This is a genomic window from Accumulibacter sp. (genome assembly GCF_029255285.1).
GTDB lineage: Bacteria > Pseudomonadota > Gammaproteobacteria > Burkholderiales > Rhodocyclaceae > Accumulibacter.
In genome coordinates, this window is record NZ_JAPUVI010000022.1 from 188,494 (window position 1) to 206,335 (window position 17,842).

The 17,842-nt window shown below is 60.9% G+C and carries 13 protein-coding genes and 1 tRNA gene; 7 read left to right on the forward strand and 7 right to left on the reverse strand.

From position 1 onward, the window contains the following. The first annotated feature begins 57 nt into the window (after window positions 1-57). Window positions 58-834 (forward strand): hypothetical protein, encoded by a 777-nt coding sequence (locus tag Q1M07_RS02215; RefSeq protein WP_300449998.1) that lies wholly within the window; start codon window positions 58-60, stop codon window positions 832-834. Window positions 835-930: 96 nt separating this feature from the next. On the opposite strand, the gene Q1M07_RS02220 is transcribed toward Q1M07_RS02215, so the two are convergent. From Q1M07_RS02220 to Q1M07_RS02250, 7 genes are all read right to left on the reverse strand, one after another. After that, window positions 931-3,972 carry an EAL domain-containing protein gene (locus Q1M07_RS02220; protein WP_300449999.1) on the reverse strand — a complete coding sequence of 1,014 codons (3,042 nt, stop codon included), beginning with the start codon at window positions 3,970-3,972 and terminating at the stop codon, window positions 931-933. Window positions 3,973-4,092: 120 nt separating this feature from the next. Beyond that, window positions 4,093-4,169, reverse strand: a tRNA-Pro gene (locus Q1M07_RS02225). A 261-nt stretch (window positions 4,170-4,430) separates the two neighbouring features. Then, window positions 4,431-6,845 carry an endopeptidase La gene (lon, locus tag Q1M07_RS02230; protein WP_300450002.1) on the reverse strand — a complete coding sequence of 805 codons (2,415 nt, stop codon included), beginning with the start codon at window positions 6,843-6,845 and terminating at the stop codon, window positions 4,431-4,433. 83 nt (window positions 6,846-6,928) lie between these two features. Continuing rightward, complete coding sequence (gene clpX, locus Q1M07_RS02235) at window positions 6,929-8,197, reverse strand: ATP-dependent Clp protease ATP-binding subunit ClpX (RefSeq protein WP_300450004.1); 1,269 nt, start codon at window positions 8,195-8,197, stop codon at window positions 6,929-6,931. Window positions 8,198-8,248: 51 nt separating this feature from the next. Further along, window positions 8,249-8,878, reverse strand: a complete 630-nt coding sequence (gene clpP / locus Q1M07_RS02240; RefSeq protein ID WP_300450006.1) for an ATP-dependent Clp endopeptidase proteolytic subunit ClpP — start codon at window positions 8,876-8,878, stop codon at window positions 8,249-8,251. A gap of 32 nt (window positions 8,879-8,910) precedes the next feature. Beyond that, window positions 8,911-10,230: a trigger factor gene (tig, locus tag Q1M07_RS02245; protein WP_300450010.1), complete on the reverse strand. Its 1,320-nt coding sequence runs from the start codon at window positions 10,228-10,230 to the stop codon at window positions 8,911-8,913. A 539-nt stretch (window positions 10,231-10,769) separates the two neighbouring features. Then, window positions 10,770-11,717: a CysB family HTH-type transcriptional regulator gene (locus tag Q1M07_RS02250; RefSeq protein ID WP_300450013.1), complete on the reverse strand. Its 948-nt coding sequence runs from the start codon at window positions 11,715-11,717 to the stop codon at window positions 10,770-10,772. Between the two features lie 106 nt (window positions 11,718-11,823). On the opposite strand from Q1M07_RS02250, the gene Q1M07_RS02255 reads away from it, so the two are divergent. Genes Q1M07_RS02255 through Q1M07_RS02280 form a run of 6 tightly spaced genes read left to right on the forward strand, consistent with a single transcriptional unit; the run spans window position 11,824 to window position 17,839 of the window. After that, window positions 11,824-12,600 (forward strand): sulfite exporter TauE/SafE family protein, encoded by a 777-nt coding sequence (locus tag Q1M07_RS02255; protein ID WP_300450015.1) that lies wholly within the window; start codon window positions 11,824-11,826, stop codon window positions 12,598-12,600. 55 nt (window positions 12,601-12,655) lie between these two features. Next, the gene (locus tag Q1M07_RS02260; RefSeq protein WP_300450017.1) at window positions 12,656-14,365 is read left to right on the forward strand and encodes a nitrite/sulfite reductase; all 1,710 of its coding nucleotides are present in this window, start codon (window positions 12,656-12,658) and stop codon (window positions 14,363-14,365) included. Further along, window positions 14,358-14,879 (forward strand): DUF934 domain-containing protein, encoded by a 522-nt coding sequence (locus Q1M07_RS02265; protein WP_300450020.1) that lies wholly within the window; start codon window positions 14,358-14,360, stop codon window positions 14,877-14,879. Before Q1M07_RS02260 ends, Q1M07_RS02265 begins: the two co-directional genes overlap by 8 nt. After that, a complete protein-coding gene (locus tag Q1M07_RS02270) occupies window positions 14,876-15,601 on the forward strand; it encodes a phosphoadenylyl-sulfate reductase (RefSeq protein ID WP_300450022.1) in 726 nt (241 codons plus the stop codon). The genes Q1M07_RS02265 and Q1M07_RS02270 overlap by 4 nt, the downstream gene beginning before the upstream one ends. Window positions 15,602-15,629: 28 nt before the next feature. Further along, the gene (gene cysD, locus Q1M07_RS02275) at window positions 15,630-16,550 is read left to right on the forward strand and encodes a sulfate adenylyltransferase subunit CysD (protein ID WP_300450025.1); all 921 of its coding nucleotides are present in this window, start codon (window positions 15,630-15,632) and stop codon (window positions 16,548-16,550) included. Beyond that, window positions 16,550-17,839 carry a GTP-binding protein gene (locus tag Q1M07_RS02280; protein WP_300450027.1) on the forward strand — a complete coding sequence of 430 codons (1,290 nt, stop codon included), beginning with the start codon at window positions 16,550-16,552 and terminating at the stop codon, window positions 17,837-17,839. The genes cysD and Q1M07_RS02280 overlap by 1 nt, the downstream gene beginning before the upstream one ends. Window positions 17,840-17,842: the final 3 nt, after the last annotated feature.

The following is a 17,842-nucleotide window of genomic DNA, read 5'->3' on the forward strand; positions in this document are numbered from 1 at the left end:
CCGAAGCCGCGACGCTCGTCACAGTCCACCATCGACCCCCGCAAAGGAAACACAAGAATGTTCACGCACTTCGAACGCCTGAAGTTTCTGTCAGCCACCACCACCCGGTGCTTCGTACTGGCTTTGGCGCTGATCGGTGCCGCCACGCGTGCTGGCGGGCAAGTCAAAGATGCGACAGCTGAAGAAATGGCCCTCCTCCCGTCCTACTGCACCTATGTACAAGGCACCGGAAAGTACGAGACCCCTGAGGCCAAACGGTGGGCCGCACGCATGGGACCGGGCTTCTCCGCCATGCATCATTACTGCTGGGGACTGATGAACTGGCAACGTGCCATGCGCGGCAACATGCCGGCAAAAAATCGCGACTTCCTTCTCGGAACGGTGCGGCAGGACTACCTGTACGTCGTCAAGACGACCAGTAGCAACTTCATCATGCTGCCGGAAATCCATACCCGAATCGGCCAGGTGGAACTGCGCCTTTCGCTCTACCATGATGCCGAAAAGTCGTTTGCGCGCGCGCGCGCGCTCCGTCCGGACTACTGGCCGGCCTATTCCTACTGGGCGGACTTTCTGATCACCGCCGGCAAGAAAGCCGAAGCCAAGCAGCTGGTGAAAGCCGGCCTGGAGTACAGCCCCGGATCACGCATGTTGCGCGACCAGTATCGCTTGCTGGGTGGGAATTTTTCCGAGATCGTTCAGAAGACCGCACCAGCAAGAGCCGGTGCGGAATCGGGGATAGCCGATCCGGCACTAGAGGCGACGGCTCCCGACGCCAACGAGAACTCGGCCGCAACCGAAGCTCCCGACGAAGCGCTGATCGGCGATATCGACTAGACTGGCCGCCGCGTGCTCGCGTCGTGTGGCCGACAGTGCGTAGCGGCGTGATAGCATCAATCGCAACTTTGGTGTTGCTTGGCTACGCGCCGCTGCTCAGCGAGCTTCACCCCAGGGAGTTGGCTTGCCGAAGAAGTAGCCCTGCCCATAATCCACACCAAGGTTGCAAAGACGTTCGGCAATCGCTGCGTTACACACGTACTCGGCAACGGTCCGGATACCCATGGCGTGGCTCATCTGGTTGATGGCAGCGACCAGAGCATCGTCCCGCGTGTTCTCACACATGTCTTTGACGAAGCTGCCGTCGATCTTGAGGTAGTCGACCGGCAGCGTCTTGAGGTAATGGAAAGACGATAGCCCGCTGCCGAAGTCATCGAGCGCCAATTGACAACCGTGCCGCTGAAGCGCCGCCATCAGTTCGAGAGCTGGCCCGAGATTCTGAATGGCCGCCGTTTCGGTAATTTCGAAGCAAGCCATATGGGCCGGGAAAGCATGCTCCGCGAACTGTCCTTCGATGAAATCGAGAAGGCTTTCGTCGCTCAGCGAGTTGCCCGACAGGTTGATCGCCAGCTTGGCACCGGCCACTCCGACGCCCTTGGCGTACTCCTTGAAAGCCGTCTGAATCACCCAGCGATCAATGGCTCCCATCAGGCTATAACGTTCCGCCGCCGGGATGAAGGCCGCCGGCAATACCAGTTCGCCTTGGCGCTGCGCATTGCCTTGATGAGCGACCCGCAACAGGGCTTCGTAGCGAACGGTCTGAAAATCCGGACCCGGCAAGGCGACGATCGGTTGATAGTGAAGCCGGAACAACCCCTGTTCGAGGGCGTCTCTCAGGCCCGCCGCACCAAGAATTTCGCTATGGCGCTGGGTACTTTGGTTGTCGGTTCTCTGGTAGACGTGTACGCGGTTACGGCCCAGTTCCTTGGCCGTATAGCAGGCGACGTCCGCCTCGCTCAGCAACTGTACGGTGTCCTGCGTCTCGGCGGTTATCGGCACCAAGCCAATGCTGACGCCAATCTGGTAGCTCCGTCCCTGCCAGTAGAAGCGGTGCTCATGAACCGTGCGCACCACCGACTGAGCAATCACGTAGGCCCGCTCAAGCGGACAGTTCTCCTGAAGGAGAGCGAACTCGTCGCCGCCGATCCGCGCCAAGGTATCCGTCTCGCGGAACATGCCGGCCAGAATGGTGTTGATCTGCTGCAGTAGTTCATCGCCAGCGGCATGGCCAGCCGTATCGTTGACCACTTTGAACTGGTCGAGGTCAAGGTAACACAGCACATGCCGCGCGCCGTCGTAGCGCGCGCTCTTGACGGCCCGCTGCAAGCGCCGCTCGAATTCCGGCCGATTGATCAGGCCGGTCAAGGCGTCGTGAGTTGCGTCGTAGGCCAACTGACGGGCAAGCCGACGGGTTTCGGTGACGTTGTGAAAGACCAGAATGGCCCCCATCAAGCGGTTGTCGCGCCCGCGTATCGGTGCGACGGAATCGTCGATGTCGTATTCCCGACCATCGCGGGCGACCAGCACGGAATGGCTGGCCAAGCTGACGATTCTTCCTTCCTGCAGACAACGTCTGACCGGGTCGGCTGCCGGCTGACGAGATTGATCATTGACAATCCGGAACACTTCGTGCGAACAGCGACCCCTCGCTTCGGCCAGTGCCCAGCCGGTAAGCGCCTCCGCCACCGGATTGAGGTAATCGATACAGCCTGCCGCATCAGTCGTAATCACCGCATCGCCGATCGAATGCAGAGTCACCAGCGCGCGTTCCTTCGCTTCGAACAAGGCGTGCTCAACACGTTTACGTTCCGTAATCTCGATACTGACGCCGATCAGTTGTTCGACCGAGCCGTCATCGCTCCGGATCGGCGCCTTGATCGTATGGAACCAACGCATCTCGCCGCCGCGATCGACGAACCTGATCTCCCGCTCGACCCGACGCCGCCTGCCGTCAAGAATCGCTTGATCATCCTCGCGCAGCGTCTTCAGAAGGTCCGGGTCAGTCACAAAATCTGGCAAGGCGTGACCGACCATTTGCCCCGGCGTCCGGTCGAAACTGACTGCCAGGCTGCGATTGGCAAGCTGAATCGTTCCTTGTCGGTCAAGGACGAATATGAAGTGTGGATTGGCGTCGATGACAGTTCTGAGAAACGCCCGCTGCTGCTCGATTTCCCGCTGCGCGAGCAGGAGTCGCTCGACCAGCCTGACGTTACGGAAACAGGCGGCGATGCTGCCGACGAAAACGTTCAGCAAACTGCGGTCGAGCGTCTCCAGAACCTGCCCGGAATCCAGGAAGATGGCTGCTTCCTGGTGCGGCGACGCGTTCAAGTAGAGGACGGCGTAGTCGCCGCCGAAGACGTGCTGGCGGCGTGTCATGCTGGTCAGGATGGCGGAAACGATACGCTGCTCCGGCAAGGCTTCCAGCGGCCGCGCGATGAAACCAGCGTGACGACCGGCGGCACCGACGACATAACAGTGTTCACCGTCGCCACCCAGTGGGGAACCCTTCTGCGTGCACACGATGCCGTCCACCGGTAGTTTGAGCAGCGCCGCGAGTTGGGTGAGAACTCCCTCAGCCAGATTGGCGATGGCGTGCTCCTCCATCAAGTCGGCCGCCGCCCGAACGATCAGTTCGAGGCCACGCCGATGCTCGGCAATGGCGTGTAGCTGCTGATACGAGCGCAACGCCGAACTGACCGTCGTGATCAGGCGAGTGTGGGTCAACTCACCCTTGGTACGATAATCGTTGATGTCGTATTCCTGGATAACGGTCAACTCGGGCGCATAACCCGGCTCGCCAGTGCGCAGAATCAGTCGGCACTCCGCTAGACCCAGTTCGTCGCGAATATAGCCGACCAAGTCGAGACCGGCCTGCGCGGTCTCCATGACGACATCGAGCAACGCCACGGCAACATCTGGATGGACGTCCAGTTGCCGCCGCGCCTCACCACCACTGTGAGCATGTAGTAGGTGCAGCGGGCGACCAAAGACACGCAGATCGCTAAGAACGAAACGCGTCACACTGTGCACCTCGGGGTCGTCGTCCACCACCAGCACCTTCCAAGGCAAAGGACCCGTTGAGGGCAGCGTGTCGGGTGGCTCGGTGTCGTCCGTCCAGCGGAGCAGTTCGTCGTTCATACGAGGTCTTCCAAGGCAGGGCGATCGTACTCCACGGCAGGATCAGGGAAAAGGCAGACCCGCGTCAAGGACGAAAGAAAAAAGCCAACCCTAAAGGGTTGGCTTCTGTCTGCATTTCAGTGGTCGGGGCGCCGGGATTCGAACTCGGGACCCCTTGCACCCCATGCAAGTGCGCTACCAGGCTGCGCCACGCCCCGACGAGTTATCAATTATAGCCGAAACGTAGGCAGAGGTGGCTCTGCTTGTTAGGAGGAAAAACCTGCTTTGACAAGCGCGGAGTCTTGTCCGTAGGGCGATGGGGAGACAGCGCGCAGGATTGCGCTCGAGGGAATCGAAGCGGGGACTCTGCCTCTCGGTGCACGCTCCATGTTGACTGGCCGCCACGACAGACGTACTGGAGAGGGGGTAGACGCGACGCGCTTTCCCCCCGGTCCGCTACGACACCGTGAACAAGCGCCTCAATGCGTGATCACCACCTGTGCGCTAGCGCCCTCGGCGGCAGTCACCGCGGGTCCCGCGAGCGAATCGGTCGGACAAGGCTCCGGCCTGCGCTCAAGCGCCAGCTCGAGAACCCGATCAATCCACCGGACCGGAACAATTTCCAGTTTGTTCTTGATATTGTCAGGAATCTCGGCCAAGTCACGGACGTTCTCCTCCGGTATCAACACCCTGGCCAAGCCACCACGGACCGCCGCCAGGAGCTTTTCCTTGAGCCCGCCAATCGGCAAGACCTCTCCGCGCAGAGTTATCTCGCCGGTCATGGCGACATCGCAGCACACCGGAATGCCAGTCAGCACCGAAACCAGAGCGGTGCAAATACCGACTCCAGCCGAAGGTCCGTCCTTCGGGATAGCGCCTTCCGGAAGGTGAATATGAATGTCACTCTTCTGATAGAAATCGTGGTCTATGCCCAGCGACTGAGCACGCTTACGCACCACCGACAGCGCCGCCTGGACCGACTCCTGCATCACCTCGCCGAGTTTGCCCGTTGTCGTCGTTTTGCCCTTGCCAGGCAACACCACCGCCTCGATGGTCAGCAGTTCGCCGCCGACTTCTGTCCACGCCAGACCCGTCACCTGTCCGACCTGGTTCTCGCGCTCGGCGACGCCGAAGCTGTACCGTCGAACACCGAGGAACTTGTCGAGATTGCGCGCGCTGACCGCCATTTTCGTCTGACTCTTCTTGAGCAACAGCGTCTTCACTACTTTGCGGCAGATCTTGGAGATGTCGCGTTCGAGCGATCGTACCCCCGCCTCACGCGTGTAGTAGCGGACGATGTCGCGCAGCGCGCTTTCGGCCACCGTCAGTTCCGTTGTCTTCAGCCCATTGTTCTTCATCTGCTTGGGCAGGAGGTAGCGCTGGGCGATATTGACCTTTTCGTCCTCCGTGTATCCCGAAAGCCGAATCACTTCCATGCGATCGAGCAGCGGCGCGGGGATGTTCAGGGTATTCGCCGTGGCCACGAACATGATCTCGGACAAGTCGTATTCGACTTCCACGTAGTGGTCGACAAAGGTTGAGTTTTGTTCCGGGTCAAGCACTTCGAGTAAGGCCGAACTCGGATCGCCACGGAAATCCTGCCCCATCTTATCGACTTCGTCGAGCAGGAACAGTGGATTCTTGACGCCAATCTTGCTCATGTTCTGCAAAATCTTGCCTGGCATCGAGCCGATGTAAGTTCGGCGATGGCCGCGAATTTCGGCCTCGTCACGCACCCCGCCCAGGCTCATGCGGACGAACTTGCGGCCCGTGGCGCGTGCTATCGACTGTCCAAGCGAGGTCTTGCCCACTCCAGGCGGACCCACCAGACAAAGAATCGGCGCCTTCAGCCGATCGACCCGCTGCTGTACGGCGAGGTACTCGATGATGCGCTCCTTGACTTTTTCTAGTCCCCAGTGGTCGGCGTCGAGAATTTTTCCGGCCGCCGCCAAGTCCTTGCTGGTTCGTGTACGCTTCCGCCAAGGTAGGCCGCTCAGCGTTTCGATGAAATTGCGCACGACCGTCGCCTCGGCCGACATCGGCGACATCAAGCGGAGCTTCCTGAGTTCCGACTCGGCTTTGGCGAGGCCTTCCTTGCTCATGCCTGCCGCCTTGACCTTTTTCTCGAGTTCATCGAGATCGGCCCCCTCCTCGCCTTCTCCAAGTTCCTTCTGAATTGCCTTGACCTGCTCGTTCAGGTAGTACTCGCGCTGGCTCTTCTCCATTTGCCGCTTCACGCGACCGCGGATTCGTTTTTCCACCTGCAGGATATCGATCTCGGCTTCGAGTTGGGTCAGCAGACGTTCGATGCGCGCACGGATATCGAACATCTCGAGAATTTCCTGCTTCTGCTCAAGCTTCAGCGGCAAGTGCGCGGCGATCGTATCGGCCAGACGACCCGCCTCCTCGATGCCAGCGATCGAGGTCAGGATCTCCGGTGGAATCTTCTTGTTGAGCTTGACGTATTGATCGAACTGAGCGATGACCGCACGGCGCAGGGCTTCAACTTCATGGTTGACGCCATCCTCCGCAGCAATCGGACGAGCACGTGCAAAAAACATCTCGTCGCGCGCCTCAATTGCCTCGAGACGCGCTCGCTGCGCACCTTCGACGAGCACCTTGACCGTCCCATCGGGCAGTTTCAGCATCTGCAGGATGTTCGCCACACAGCCAACGACGTACAGGTCGTCTCCTTCGGGATCATCCTTGACAGCCGATTTCTGCGCGACAAGCAATATGCTCTTGCCGACTTCCATGGCGACTTCGAGGGCTTTGATCGATTTCGGCCGCCCGACAAACAATGGAATCACCATGTGCGGGAAGACCACTACGTCGCGCAACGGCAACAGCGGCAGTTCGACTGGCTCAGTAGCCAGCTTGGGGGTTGCAGACATCGATTGTGCCCTTTAGGTAATAGTCGATAGCCACAGATGGTGGCATGGACCAGTATTTCAAGCCGCGCGGCGCGGCTAGCACATCAGTTGCCGCCAGAAACCTTCGGCTGACCAGAGTAAATCAGAAGGGGTTGAGCATCACCCACGATTACGTTCTCGTCGACTATCACTTCTGAGACATTCTCCATTCCTGGAAGTTCGTACATCGTGTCGAGCAACACGGACTCGATGATCGAACGTAGGCCACGCGCGCCGGTCTTCCGCTCGAGAGCTTTCCGGGCAATCGCCATCATTGCCGCCTGACGTATTTCGAGCGCCACTCCCTCCATCCCGAACAGTTTCTGATACTGTTTGACTAGCGCATTCTTTGGCTCGACGAGGATCTGCACCAATGCCGCCGCCGACAGTTCCTCGAGCGTGGCAATCACCGGCAGCCGACCGATGAGTTCCGGAATCAATCCGAACTTGATGAGGTCTTCCGGCTCGACGCTACGTAGCACGTCACCGATCGCTTTTCGGTTGTCTTTGCTCTTGACTTCGGCGCCAAAGCCGATACCTCCACGATCCGAGCGATTGCGAATGACCTTCTCGAGACCGTCGAACGCGCCACCGCAAATGAACAGAATGTTCGTCGTGTCTACTTGTACGAAGTCCTGATTCGGGTGCTTTCGCCCGCCTTGTGGTGGTACCGACGCGACCGTCCCTTCGATCAGCTTGAGCAGCGCCTGTTGCACGCCTTCGCCCGAGACGTCACGGGTGATCGAGGGATTGTCGGACTTGCGCGAGATCTTGTCGATTTCGTCGATATAGACGATCCCGCGCTGCGCTTTCTCGGTATCGTAATCCGCTTTCTGAAGCAACTTCTGAATGATGTTCTCGACGTCCTCACCGACGTAACCCGCTTCGGTCAGAGTCGTTGCGTCAGCCATCACAAAAGGCACGTCGAGCATTCGGGCCAGCGTCTGCGCGAGCAGAGTCTTACCCGATCCAGTGGGCCCAATGAGCAGGATGTTGCTCTTGGCCAGCTCGACCTCTTCACTGCTACGGCCGTAGTGACGCAGCCTCTTGTAGTGGTTATACACCGCCACCGACAGAATCCGCTTCGCTTGGTCCTGGCCGATCACGTACTGGTCAAGCAACGCCGAGATCTCTCTCGGCGTCGGCAGATCCGTTTTCGCGCCTTTGCCCTGGTCGCCGGCGATCTCGTCGCGAACAATATCGTTGCAGAGCTCGATGCACTCGTCGCAGATGAAGACCGACGGCCCAGCGATCAGTTTCTTCACCTCATGCTGACTCTTGCCACAGAACGAGCAGTAGAGCAGTTTCTCACTGCCACCCTTCTTTTCCGTCATGCCAACACCTACCTTCTTCTCAAGCCGAATGGAAGCCCGCCGGAAGCAAAATCAAATCGCCTCTCGATTGGCCAGCACCTTGTCGATTAGACCGTATTCTGCCGCTTCCTGCGCCGAAAGGAAATTGTCGCGATCCGTGTCACGTTCAATACGTTCGATCGCCTGCCCGGTATGGTGAGCCATCAATTCGTTGAGCTTGGCGCGCAAGGAAAGGATTTCCTTGGCGTGAATCGCGATGTCCGAAGCCTGGCCCTGAAATCCCCCCATCGGCTGATGAATCATCACCCGCGAGTTGGGTAGCGCAAAACGCTTGCCGCGCGTACCCGCTGCCAGCAGGAAAGCGCCCATCGAGCAGGCCTGGCCCATGCATAGCGTCGACACGTCGGGTTTGATGAACTGCATCGTGTCATAAATCGAGAGGCCGGCCGATACCGCGCCGCCCGGCGAGTTGATGTAGAAGTGAATGTCCTTGTCCGGGTTTTCCGCCTCCAGAAAGAGGAACTGCGCCACCACGAGATTGGCCGTCACGTCATTGACCGGTCCGATCAGGAAAACGACTCTTTCCTTTAGCAGTCGCGAGTAGATGTCGTACGCGCGCTCGCCGCGGCCGCTCTGCTCGACGACCATCGGGACCAAGCCCAGTGCCTGTGGATTCCAACTTCTGCTACGCTCGCCACCCATATTGCGTCCCTCTTTCCGAAAATACCGTCTGTTCAGGATGCTTGTCCCATCAATTCCGCAAAGGGGACAGTCCTTTCCGTCCCCTGTACCCGCGTCAGCACCCACTCGACCACGTTGGCCTCAACCGCCGCTCCTTCGAACTCGGCCAGGCGCTCCGCCTGCGCATAGTACCAGCGCACGACCTCGTCGGGATGCTCGTAGCTTTGCGCCGCTTCCTCGACCAACTCCCGCACTTGTTGCGGTTTGGCCTGCAGTTGATGAAGTCGGACGATCTCGGCCAGAATCAGGCCCAGACTGACGCGTCGCCGCGCCTGGTCGGCAAACCACTCAGGTTGCATCGGCAAGTCCTTGACCTTCATGCCACGCTGCTCCATATCGTGGCGCGCGACTTCCATCAGTCGCTCGACCTCTCGTTCAACCAGCGTCACCGGGACCTCAATCGGATTGTTCTCCAGCAGGATGTCCATCACCTGGCCAGTCATCTTGGCCTGTAGACGCCGCTTCACTTCGCGCCGGAGATTGGCCTCGATCTCGGCACGCATCTTGTCCACATTACCGTCCTCAACTCCCAGGGCCTTGGCGAAGTCGGCATCGACATCCGGCAAGACGGCTTCGCAGACCTCCTTGACCGAGACCTCGAAGGTTACTGACTGACCCGCCAACTCTTTGGCAAAATACTCGGTCGGAAACGTCATCTCGAAAGACTTGGATTCGCCGGCAGAGGTGCCGACTACCGCGTTCTCGAAGTCCGAAAGCATCTTTCCGTCGCCGAGCACGAAACGATAGTCCTTGCCCTGGCCTCCGGAAAACGGTTCTCCATCTTTCTTGCCGAAAAAGTCGATGGTCACGCGATCGGACGTTGTGGCGGCCCGATCGACCGGCTCATAGCGCACGCGCTGCTTGCGCAGAATCTCGACCGTCGCGTCGATTTCGGCTTCGCCGACCTCGAGTAACGGGCGCTCAATCTTGACACCTGACAAGTCGCTCAAGGTGATTTCCGGATAGACCTCGAACACGGCCGAGAACTCGATATGCGTAGTGCTGTCCGAACTCTTGGTTTCGATCCTCGGCGCACCGGCGACTCGCAATTGCTGCGCCGTGACAACTTCGTGAAACACGCGCCCAAGAGCTTCGCTCAGGGCTTCATGGCGCACCTGCTCGCCATGTTGTTGCCTGATTATGTTAGCTGGTACCTTGCCCGGCCGAAATCCCGGCATCTTGATATTCTTACCGAGGCGTCTCAGGCGCTGGTCAACATCCTTGTCGAGTTGGGCACGGTCTACCGACAGATCGAGTCGGCGCTCAAGGGCCTTCATTGCTGGTGCGTCAGAATTAGCGGCGTTAGTTTCCATTATGAATCCTTGTGATACGGGCTGACAGGTGACTGGACCCCGGCTTGGTCAATGAAGCCCGCACCTCCATGGCGAGCTGCACCGGCAGCAAGATAGAAGTACGGAGATCGTTCTCCGCCTCGAACTGTCGCCCGAAACCCGGAGAAACCATACGGCAACTGGTCTTCAGAAGCATTCGCGACGAGCCCCAAGACCTGCGGTGGGCGCCGGAATAAGGTCGCTCGCCACGGCTTGGCGCCCGCGTCCGCACGACGGCTCCACCTAGGCGAACGAAAAGCGTCCGATTCTACCGCAATCTTTCCGCGCTCGGAACCCATCGCCTTCGCCTTGTAGCCTTCGCCATCGCCGAGGGAATCTGCCCTTCTGGTCAATAGCCGAAGAATCCGTTGGTTAAGGGCTGTCTATGAACATCGGGTAACGATGACCCAGGGCTTGGCTCGCATCCGTACTCGGTACGCGGCCAGGGCCTCGCCACGCAGGCTAGGCGGTAAGCGCCGGTAAACCCGCCGACGAGCGGGAACAACCTTCATCTCGCGCCTTCAAAGCTGATACTCGGAGTCTGGCCGAACGCCACCCATCGCCATGTCCACCGCCTTTTTGGTCAGGTGCGAGGCGAAGAGCTCGATGAAATCGTATTCGTATCGCCGGACGTGGGTGCCGCGTCGCAGACCGATGCGCGTCGTGTTCGAGCCGAACAGGTGCTCGGCGGGAATCGCGTGCAGACCGATGTCGCGCAATGGATCGTAGGCCATGCGTGCGATGATCCCGAGGCCGAGACCGAGGCTGACGTAGGTCTTGATCACGTCGGCGTCGATGGCTGTCAACACGACATTGGTCGTCAGCTGCGCCAGTTCGAACGCCTTGTTGATCCGCGAGCGACCGGCGAAGGCCGAGTCGTAGGTAATCAGCGGCCAACGCGCCAGGACCGCCAACGACAAGGTCTTTTCACCCAGAATCGGATGCCCGTCGGGAGCGATCACGCAGTGCGCCCACTGGTAGCACGGCAGCATCACCAGTTGCGGATACTGATCGAGCGCTTCGGTGGCGATCGCGATGTCGGCCTCGCCTTTCAGTGTCCATTCGGCGATCTGCGTCGGATGCCCCTGATGCAACGACAGCCGGACCAGCGGATGCCGATCGACGAACTTCTTGACGACCGCCGGCAACGCGTAGCGCGCTTGTGTATGCGTGGTGGCGATGACCAGGCTACCGGAGTCGCCACTGGAGAACTCCTCGCCGACACGCCGAATGTTCTCCGCGTCGCGCAACATGCGCTCGGCGATTTCCAGAACCAGCTTGCCCGGCTCGGTAATCGCCGTCAGGCGCTTGCCACTACGTTCGAAGACCATCACCCCGAGTTCGTCCTCGAGCAGTTTGATCTGCTTGGAGATCCCGGGCTGTGACGTGAATAGCGTCGTCGCCGCTTCCGACACGTTGAGCTTTTGTCGGGCGACCTCGACCAGATAGCGAAGTTGCTGGAGTTTCATCCGCCACTCAAAATAACTTCTAATTATAATAATCTAACTGAACATTCTTTTTCTAACAAGCGGCTCGCTGCTACGATGCACCTCTTTTTTCTTGTGGCGCAGCGCGATGGACTGGATGTACACTTTGTCGGGCTTTGTCGTCGGCGCCATCGTCGGGCTTACCGGTGTTGGCGGCGGCTCCTTGATGACGCCGTTGCTGGTGCTCCTTTTCGGTATCCATCCGGCAACGGCGGTCGGCACCGACCTGCTTTACGCGGCACTCACCAAAGCTGGCGGAACCGTTGTGCACGCCCGCAAGCGGCACGTTGACTGGCGCGTCACCCGCCTGCTGGCGACCGGAAGCATCCCCGCCGCAGCGCTCACCATCTGGGCGCTGTCGCTGCTGCCCAAACAAAGCCCGACCGTCTCACACGTCATTTCGTTCGCCTTGGGCGTGGCCTTGCTGCTCACCGCCGCGGCGATCATTTTCCGCCAGAAGCTGCAGCAGCAGGCGCTGGCCCATGCCGACGACGCCGCACACACCCAGTTGCGGGCGCCGATCACGATCGCCGTCGGCACCCTGCTCGGAGTTCTGGTGACCGTTTCCTCGGTTGGTGCTGGTGCACTCGGCGCAGCCGTTTTGTTCTACCTTTACCCCAGGTTGCCGGCGATCCGCATCGTCGGCACCGACGTTGCGCACGCGGTGCCGCTGACCCTGGTCGCGGGTCTCGGCCACTGGCTGATCGGCAGCGTTGACTGGTCACTGCTCGGGAGCCTGCTGCTCGGCTCACTGCCCGGGATCTGGCTCGGCAGCCACGCCTCGGCAAGAGTTCCAGACCGCTTCCTACGCCCCATCCTGGCCGGCATGCTGGTCCTCATCGGGGGCAAGCTGATTGCCCTCTAGCGACGTGAGCGCCACCTGACACCGGCCGGCTTTTCACTCTTCGAAGGAGCGAGCGATGTATCGCTACGACAGTACTGACCAACGGATCATCGACGAGCGCGTCGCCCAGTACCGCGACCAAATCGCGCGCCACCTGGCCGGCGAACTCTCGGCCGACGAGCTGCGCCCGCTACGCTTGCAGAATGGGCTCTACATCCAGCGGCACGGCCCGATGTTGCGCATCGCCATCCCCTACGGCATGCTCGCCGCCAGACAGTTGCGCAAGCTGGCCGAAATCTCGCGCCGCTACGACCGTGGTGTCGGCCACTTCACGACGCGGCAAAACATGCAGCTCAACTGGCCTCAGCTCGAACAGACCCCCGAAATCCTGGGCGAACTGGCGGGCGTCGAAATGCACGCCGTACAGACTTCGGGCAACTGCATCCGCAACATCACGACCGACCACTTCGCCGGCTGCGCGCCGGACGAACTCGTCGACCCACGCCCGTACTGCGAACTGCTACGCCAGTGGTCGACCTTCCATCCAGAATTCGCTTTCCTGCCGCGCAAGTTCAAGATTGCGGTCAACGCCGCGGCTAGCGATCGCGCCGTGATCCGGGCGCACGACATCGGCCTCGACCTGATGATCGACGAAGCTGGTGAAATCGGCTTTCGCGTTTTCGTCGGCGGCGGCCTCGGGCGCACGCCGATCCTCGGCAAACCGATTCGAGACTTCCTGCCGCGCCGCCACCTGCTGTCCTACCTCGAAGCGATCCTGCGCGTTTACAACCGTTACGGTCGACGAGACAACATGTACAAGGCGCGCATCAAAATTCTCCTGCAGGCGCTTGGCGTCGAGGAGTTTGCCCGGCAAGTGGATGACGAATGGTCGTATCTGTGCGATGGTCCGACGACCGTACCTGACACCGAGTTCGCTCGCCTGGCAGGGCATTTCGCGCCTCCGCCCTGGGAAACGCTGCCCGCCGAAGACCTCGCCCACAGCAGGCGGCTGCACAGCGAAAAAGCCTTTGCCAACTGGGTCAAGCGCTGCGTGCATGACCACCGCACACCGGGTTATGCCGCCGTCACGCTGTCGCTGAAGGCGCCTGGCGCCGCCCCCGGCGACATCACCGACGAACAGATGCTGGTCGTCGCCGATCTCGCCGAGCGCTTCAGCTTCGGCGAGTTGCGGGTCACCCACGAGCAGAACATCGTGCTCGCCGATGTCCGGCAGTGCGATCTCTACGAGGTCTGGCAGATCGCCCGTCGCCACCGGCTGGCGACGGCCAACGTCGGTCTGCTGACCGACATGATCTGTTGTCCGGGCGGTGACCTCTGCGCCTTGGCCAACGCGCGCTCGGTTCCGATCGCCGATGCCGTACAGCAAAAGTTCGACGACCTCGACTATCTCTACGATATTGGCGACATTTCGCTCAACATTTCGGGCTGCATGAACTCCTGTGGTCATCATCACGTAGCCAACATCGGCATCCTCGGCGTCGACAAGAACAACGAAGAGTGGTACCAGATCACCATCGGCGGTCAGCAAGGGAACGCCGCGGCGATCGGCAAGGTCATTGGTCCCTCGTTCTACGCCCAGGAAGTACCGCTGGTCATCGAAGCCCTGATCGACGTCTATCGCGAAAACCGGAGCGCCAGCGAGCGCTTCATCGACACACTGCAGCGCATAGGCAGCGAGCCCTTCAAGGCCCGCGCCTACGCCGGTCGCGACCGCCGGCGAGTGGCGCAGGTCGACAGCAAGGAAAAGGAACTGGTTGATGCCTAGGATCATCAAGAACGAGAACATCGTCGAAGACGAGTGGCGGCTTATCACTCTGGCAGCCGGCGAAACGCCGACCGACGTTGCACTGCCAAACGCTTGGCTGCTGGTGCCGCTCGCCGTCTGGCTGGCGCGACGCGAAGAACTGGTCGCCCGCCAGACGCCGCTCGGCGTCTGGCTGGATAGCCACGAAGGGCCGGAAGCTCTAGCCAGCGACCTCGATCGCCTCAGCGTCGTGGGCGTTCATTTCCCAAAATTTACCGACGGGCGGGCTTACTCGAGCGCCCGCCTGCTGCGAGAACGCTACCACTACCGGGGCGAGATACGGGCCCTTGGCGACGTCCTACAGGATCAGCTCTTCTATATGCGCCGTTGCGGCATCGATGCCTACGTGCTGCGCGCCGACAAGGACATCGAGAAGGCACTAGCCGGCCTGCGGGTGTTCAGCGACTCCTACCAGGCAGCCGTTGACCAACCACAACCGCTATTTCGGCGCCGCAGCGCTGCGGAGGCCGCATGAACGCCCGACAGAAGCTCGACGACCCGGCGCTGCTCGACACCCTGGCGACACGCGTCGACGCGGCACGCCGTCTTCTACGCGAGATTGCCGATGACTTCTCGCCCGCGGCTTTCGCCAACAGCCTCGGGGCCGAGGACATGGTGCTGACCGATCTGATCGCGCGTGACCGGCTGACGATCGACATCTTCTCGCTCGACACCGGACGCCTGCCGCCCGAGACCTACGACCTCATCGCCGAAGTCAAGAAGCGCTATGAGCTCGTGCTCCGGCTCTACTATCCGCGCCACGACCTGCTCGAAGCCTGGACACTGGAGAACGGCATCAACGCCTTTTACGAGTCGGTCGAGCTGCGCCAGGGCTGCTGCTTGGTGCGCAAGGTCGAACCGCTGCGGCGCGCGCTGGCCGGCCGCAAGGCGTGGATCACCGGCCAGCGGGCGAGCCAGGCCGCAACTCGCGAAGGCTTGCCGCTGCGCAGTGTAGACACGGCCAACGGCGGGCTGACCAAGTTCAACCCGCTCGCCGAATGGAGCGAGCGCGAGGTGTGGGCTTACCTCGCGCAGAACCACGTTCCGTACAACGCGCTGCACGACAGGTTCTACCCGAGCATCGGCTGCGCACCCTGTACGCGGCCGACAACGCCCGGCGAAGATGTCCGCGCCGGCCGCTGGTGGTGGGAGAATCCGCAATCCAAGGAATGCGGCCTGCACGTCAAGCGCAGCTGACGTCCCGCAATTCAGAGACAGGTCAACCATGAGTACAGCCACACTCTCGCGAGTCACCCTTTCGCACCTCGACTGGCTCGAATCCGAAGCCATCCACATCATGCGCGAGGTTGCCGGCCAATGCAGTAATCCGGTCCTCCTCTTCTCCGGCGGCAAGGACTCGATTTGCCTGCTGCGCATCGCGGAGAAAGCCTTTCGCCCCGGTCGCTTCCCTTTTCCGTTGATGCACATCGACACGGGCCACAATTACCGCGCCGTGACCGACTTTCGCGACCGAAGGGCGGCAGAACTCGGCGAGCGGCTGATCGTCCGCTCGGTCGAGGATTCGATGGCGCGCGGCACCGTGGTCCTGAAGTCGCCCGACGAACCGCGCAACAAGCACCAGTCGGTGACTCTGCTCGAGGCGATCGAGGAATTCGGCTTCGATGCCTGCATCGGCGGTGCGCGGCGCGACGAGGAGAAGGCGCGCGCCAAGGAGCGCATCTTTTCGTTCCGCGACGAGTTCGGGCAGTGGGACCCGAAGAACCAGCGACCGGAACTGTGGGATCTCTACAACGCGCGCAGCTTCAAAGGCGAGAACATGCGCGTCTTCCCGATCTCGAACTGGACCGAGATCGACGTCTGGCAATACATTGAACGCGAAAATCTGGCGCTACCGTCGATCTACTTCGCCCACCGCCGACCGATCGTCCGTCGCGCCGGGGGATTGCTGCCGGTCACCGAAGTCACGCCGGCGCGACCCGGCGATACGATTGAGCACCTGATGGTCCGTTTTCGCACCGTCGGCGACATCACCTGCACCGCACCGGTCGAATCCGAGGCCGACAGCGTCGCCGCGATCATTGCCGAAACGGCGGTCACGACGATCACCGAACGCGGTGCCACCCGCCTCGACGACCAGACATCGGAGGCGTCGATGGAACAACGCAAGAAAGAAGGCTATTTCTGATGTCGGCGATCGAAAGACTCCCCAACGAACCTATCCCGGACAACGGCCTGCTGCGCTTTCTGACCTGCGGCAGCGTGGATGACGGCAAGAGCACCCTGATTGGCCGTCTGCTTTTCGACAGCAAGACGATTCTCGCCGACACCTTACACGCCATCCAGCGTACCTCGGCCAAACGCGGCCTCGATGTCGTGGACCTGTCGCTATTGACCGACGGGCTGCAGGCCGAGCGCGAGCAGGGAATCACGATCGACGTCGCCTATCGCTACTTTACGACCGGCACGCGCAAGTACATTATTGCCGACGCACCGGGCCATGAGCAGTACACGCGCAACATGGTCACTGCGGCATCGACCGCCGATCTGGCAATCATCCTGATCGATGCCCGCAAGGGCGTTCTGACGCAGACCCGCCGCCATTCCTACCTGGCGCATCTGGTCGGCATCCCGCACGTCGTCGTCGCCGTGAACAAGATGGACCTGGTCGACTACTCCCCGGCCACCTTCGCCCGGATCAAGGCCGACTACCTCGAGTTCGCCACCGCGCTCGGCATCGCCGACGTACGCTTCCTCCCGATGTCGGCGCTCAATGGCGACATGATCGTCGAGCGTGGCGAGCGTCTCGACTGGTACGATGGGCCGACCTTGCTCGAAATCCTCGAAACCGTTACCGCAATCCATGCTGAACACGCCGAGAAATTCCGCTTCCCCGTACAGTACGTGTGCCGCCCGCAAGACTCGGCCAACCCGGAACTGCACGATTATCGTGGCTTCATGGGACGTGTCGAGTCCGGCGAGCTGGCGATAGGCGACGCCGTGACGGTGCTGCCGGCAGGCCGCGAAACCCGCGTCAAGGACATCCGTATCCTCGATCGCTCGCTGCCCAGCGCGGTCGCCGAGCAATCGGTGACCATCCTGCTCGACGACGAGATCGACGTCTCGCGTGGCGACATGATCGTCAAGACCGGTGAGTTGCCGAACATCGCCAAGCAGATCGACGCGATGTTGTGCTGGTTGTCCGAGTCTCCGCTCGATCCGCGCCGTAAGTACCTGTTGCGCCACACGACACGCGACAGCAAGGCGATGCTGGCCGGCATCGAGTTCCGCGTCGACATCAATACTCTGCAGCAACAGCCGGCCGAACGACTGGTGATGAACGACATCGCCCGAGTCCGCTTCAAGCTGGCGCAGCCGATCTTTGCCGACCTCTATGCCGAGAGCCGCGGCACCGGCGCCTTCATCGTCATCGACGAGTCGTCGAACAACACGGTCGCTGCCGGCATGATCGTCTGAGCA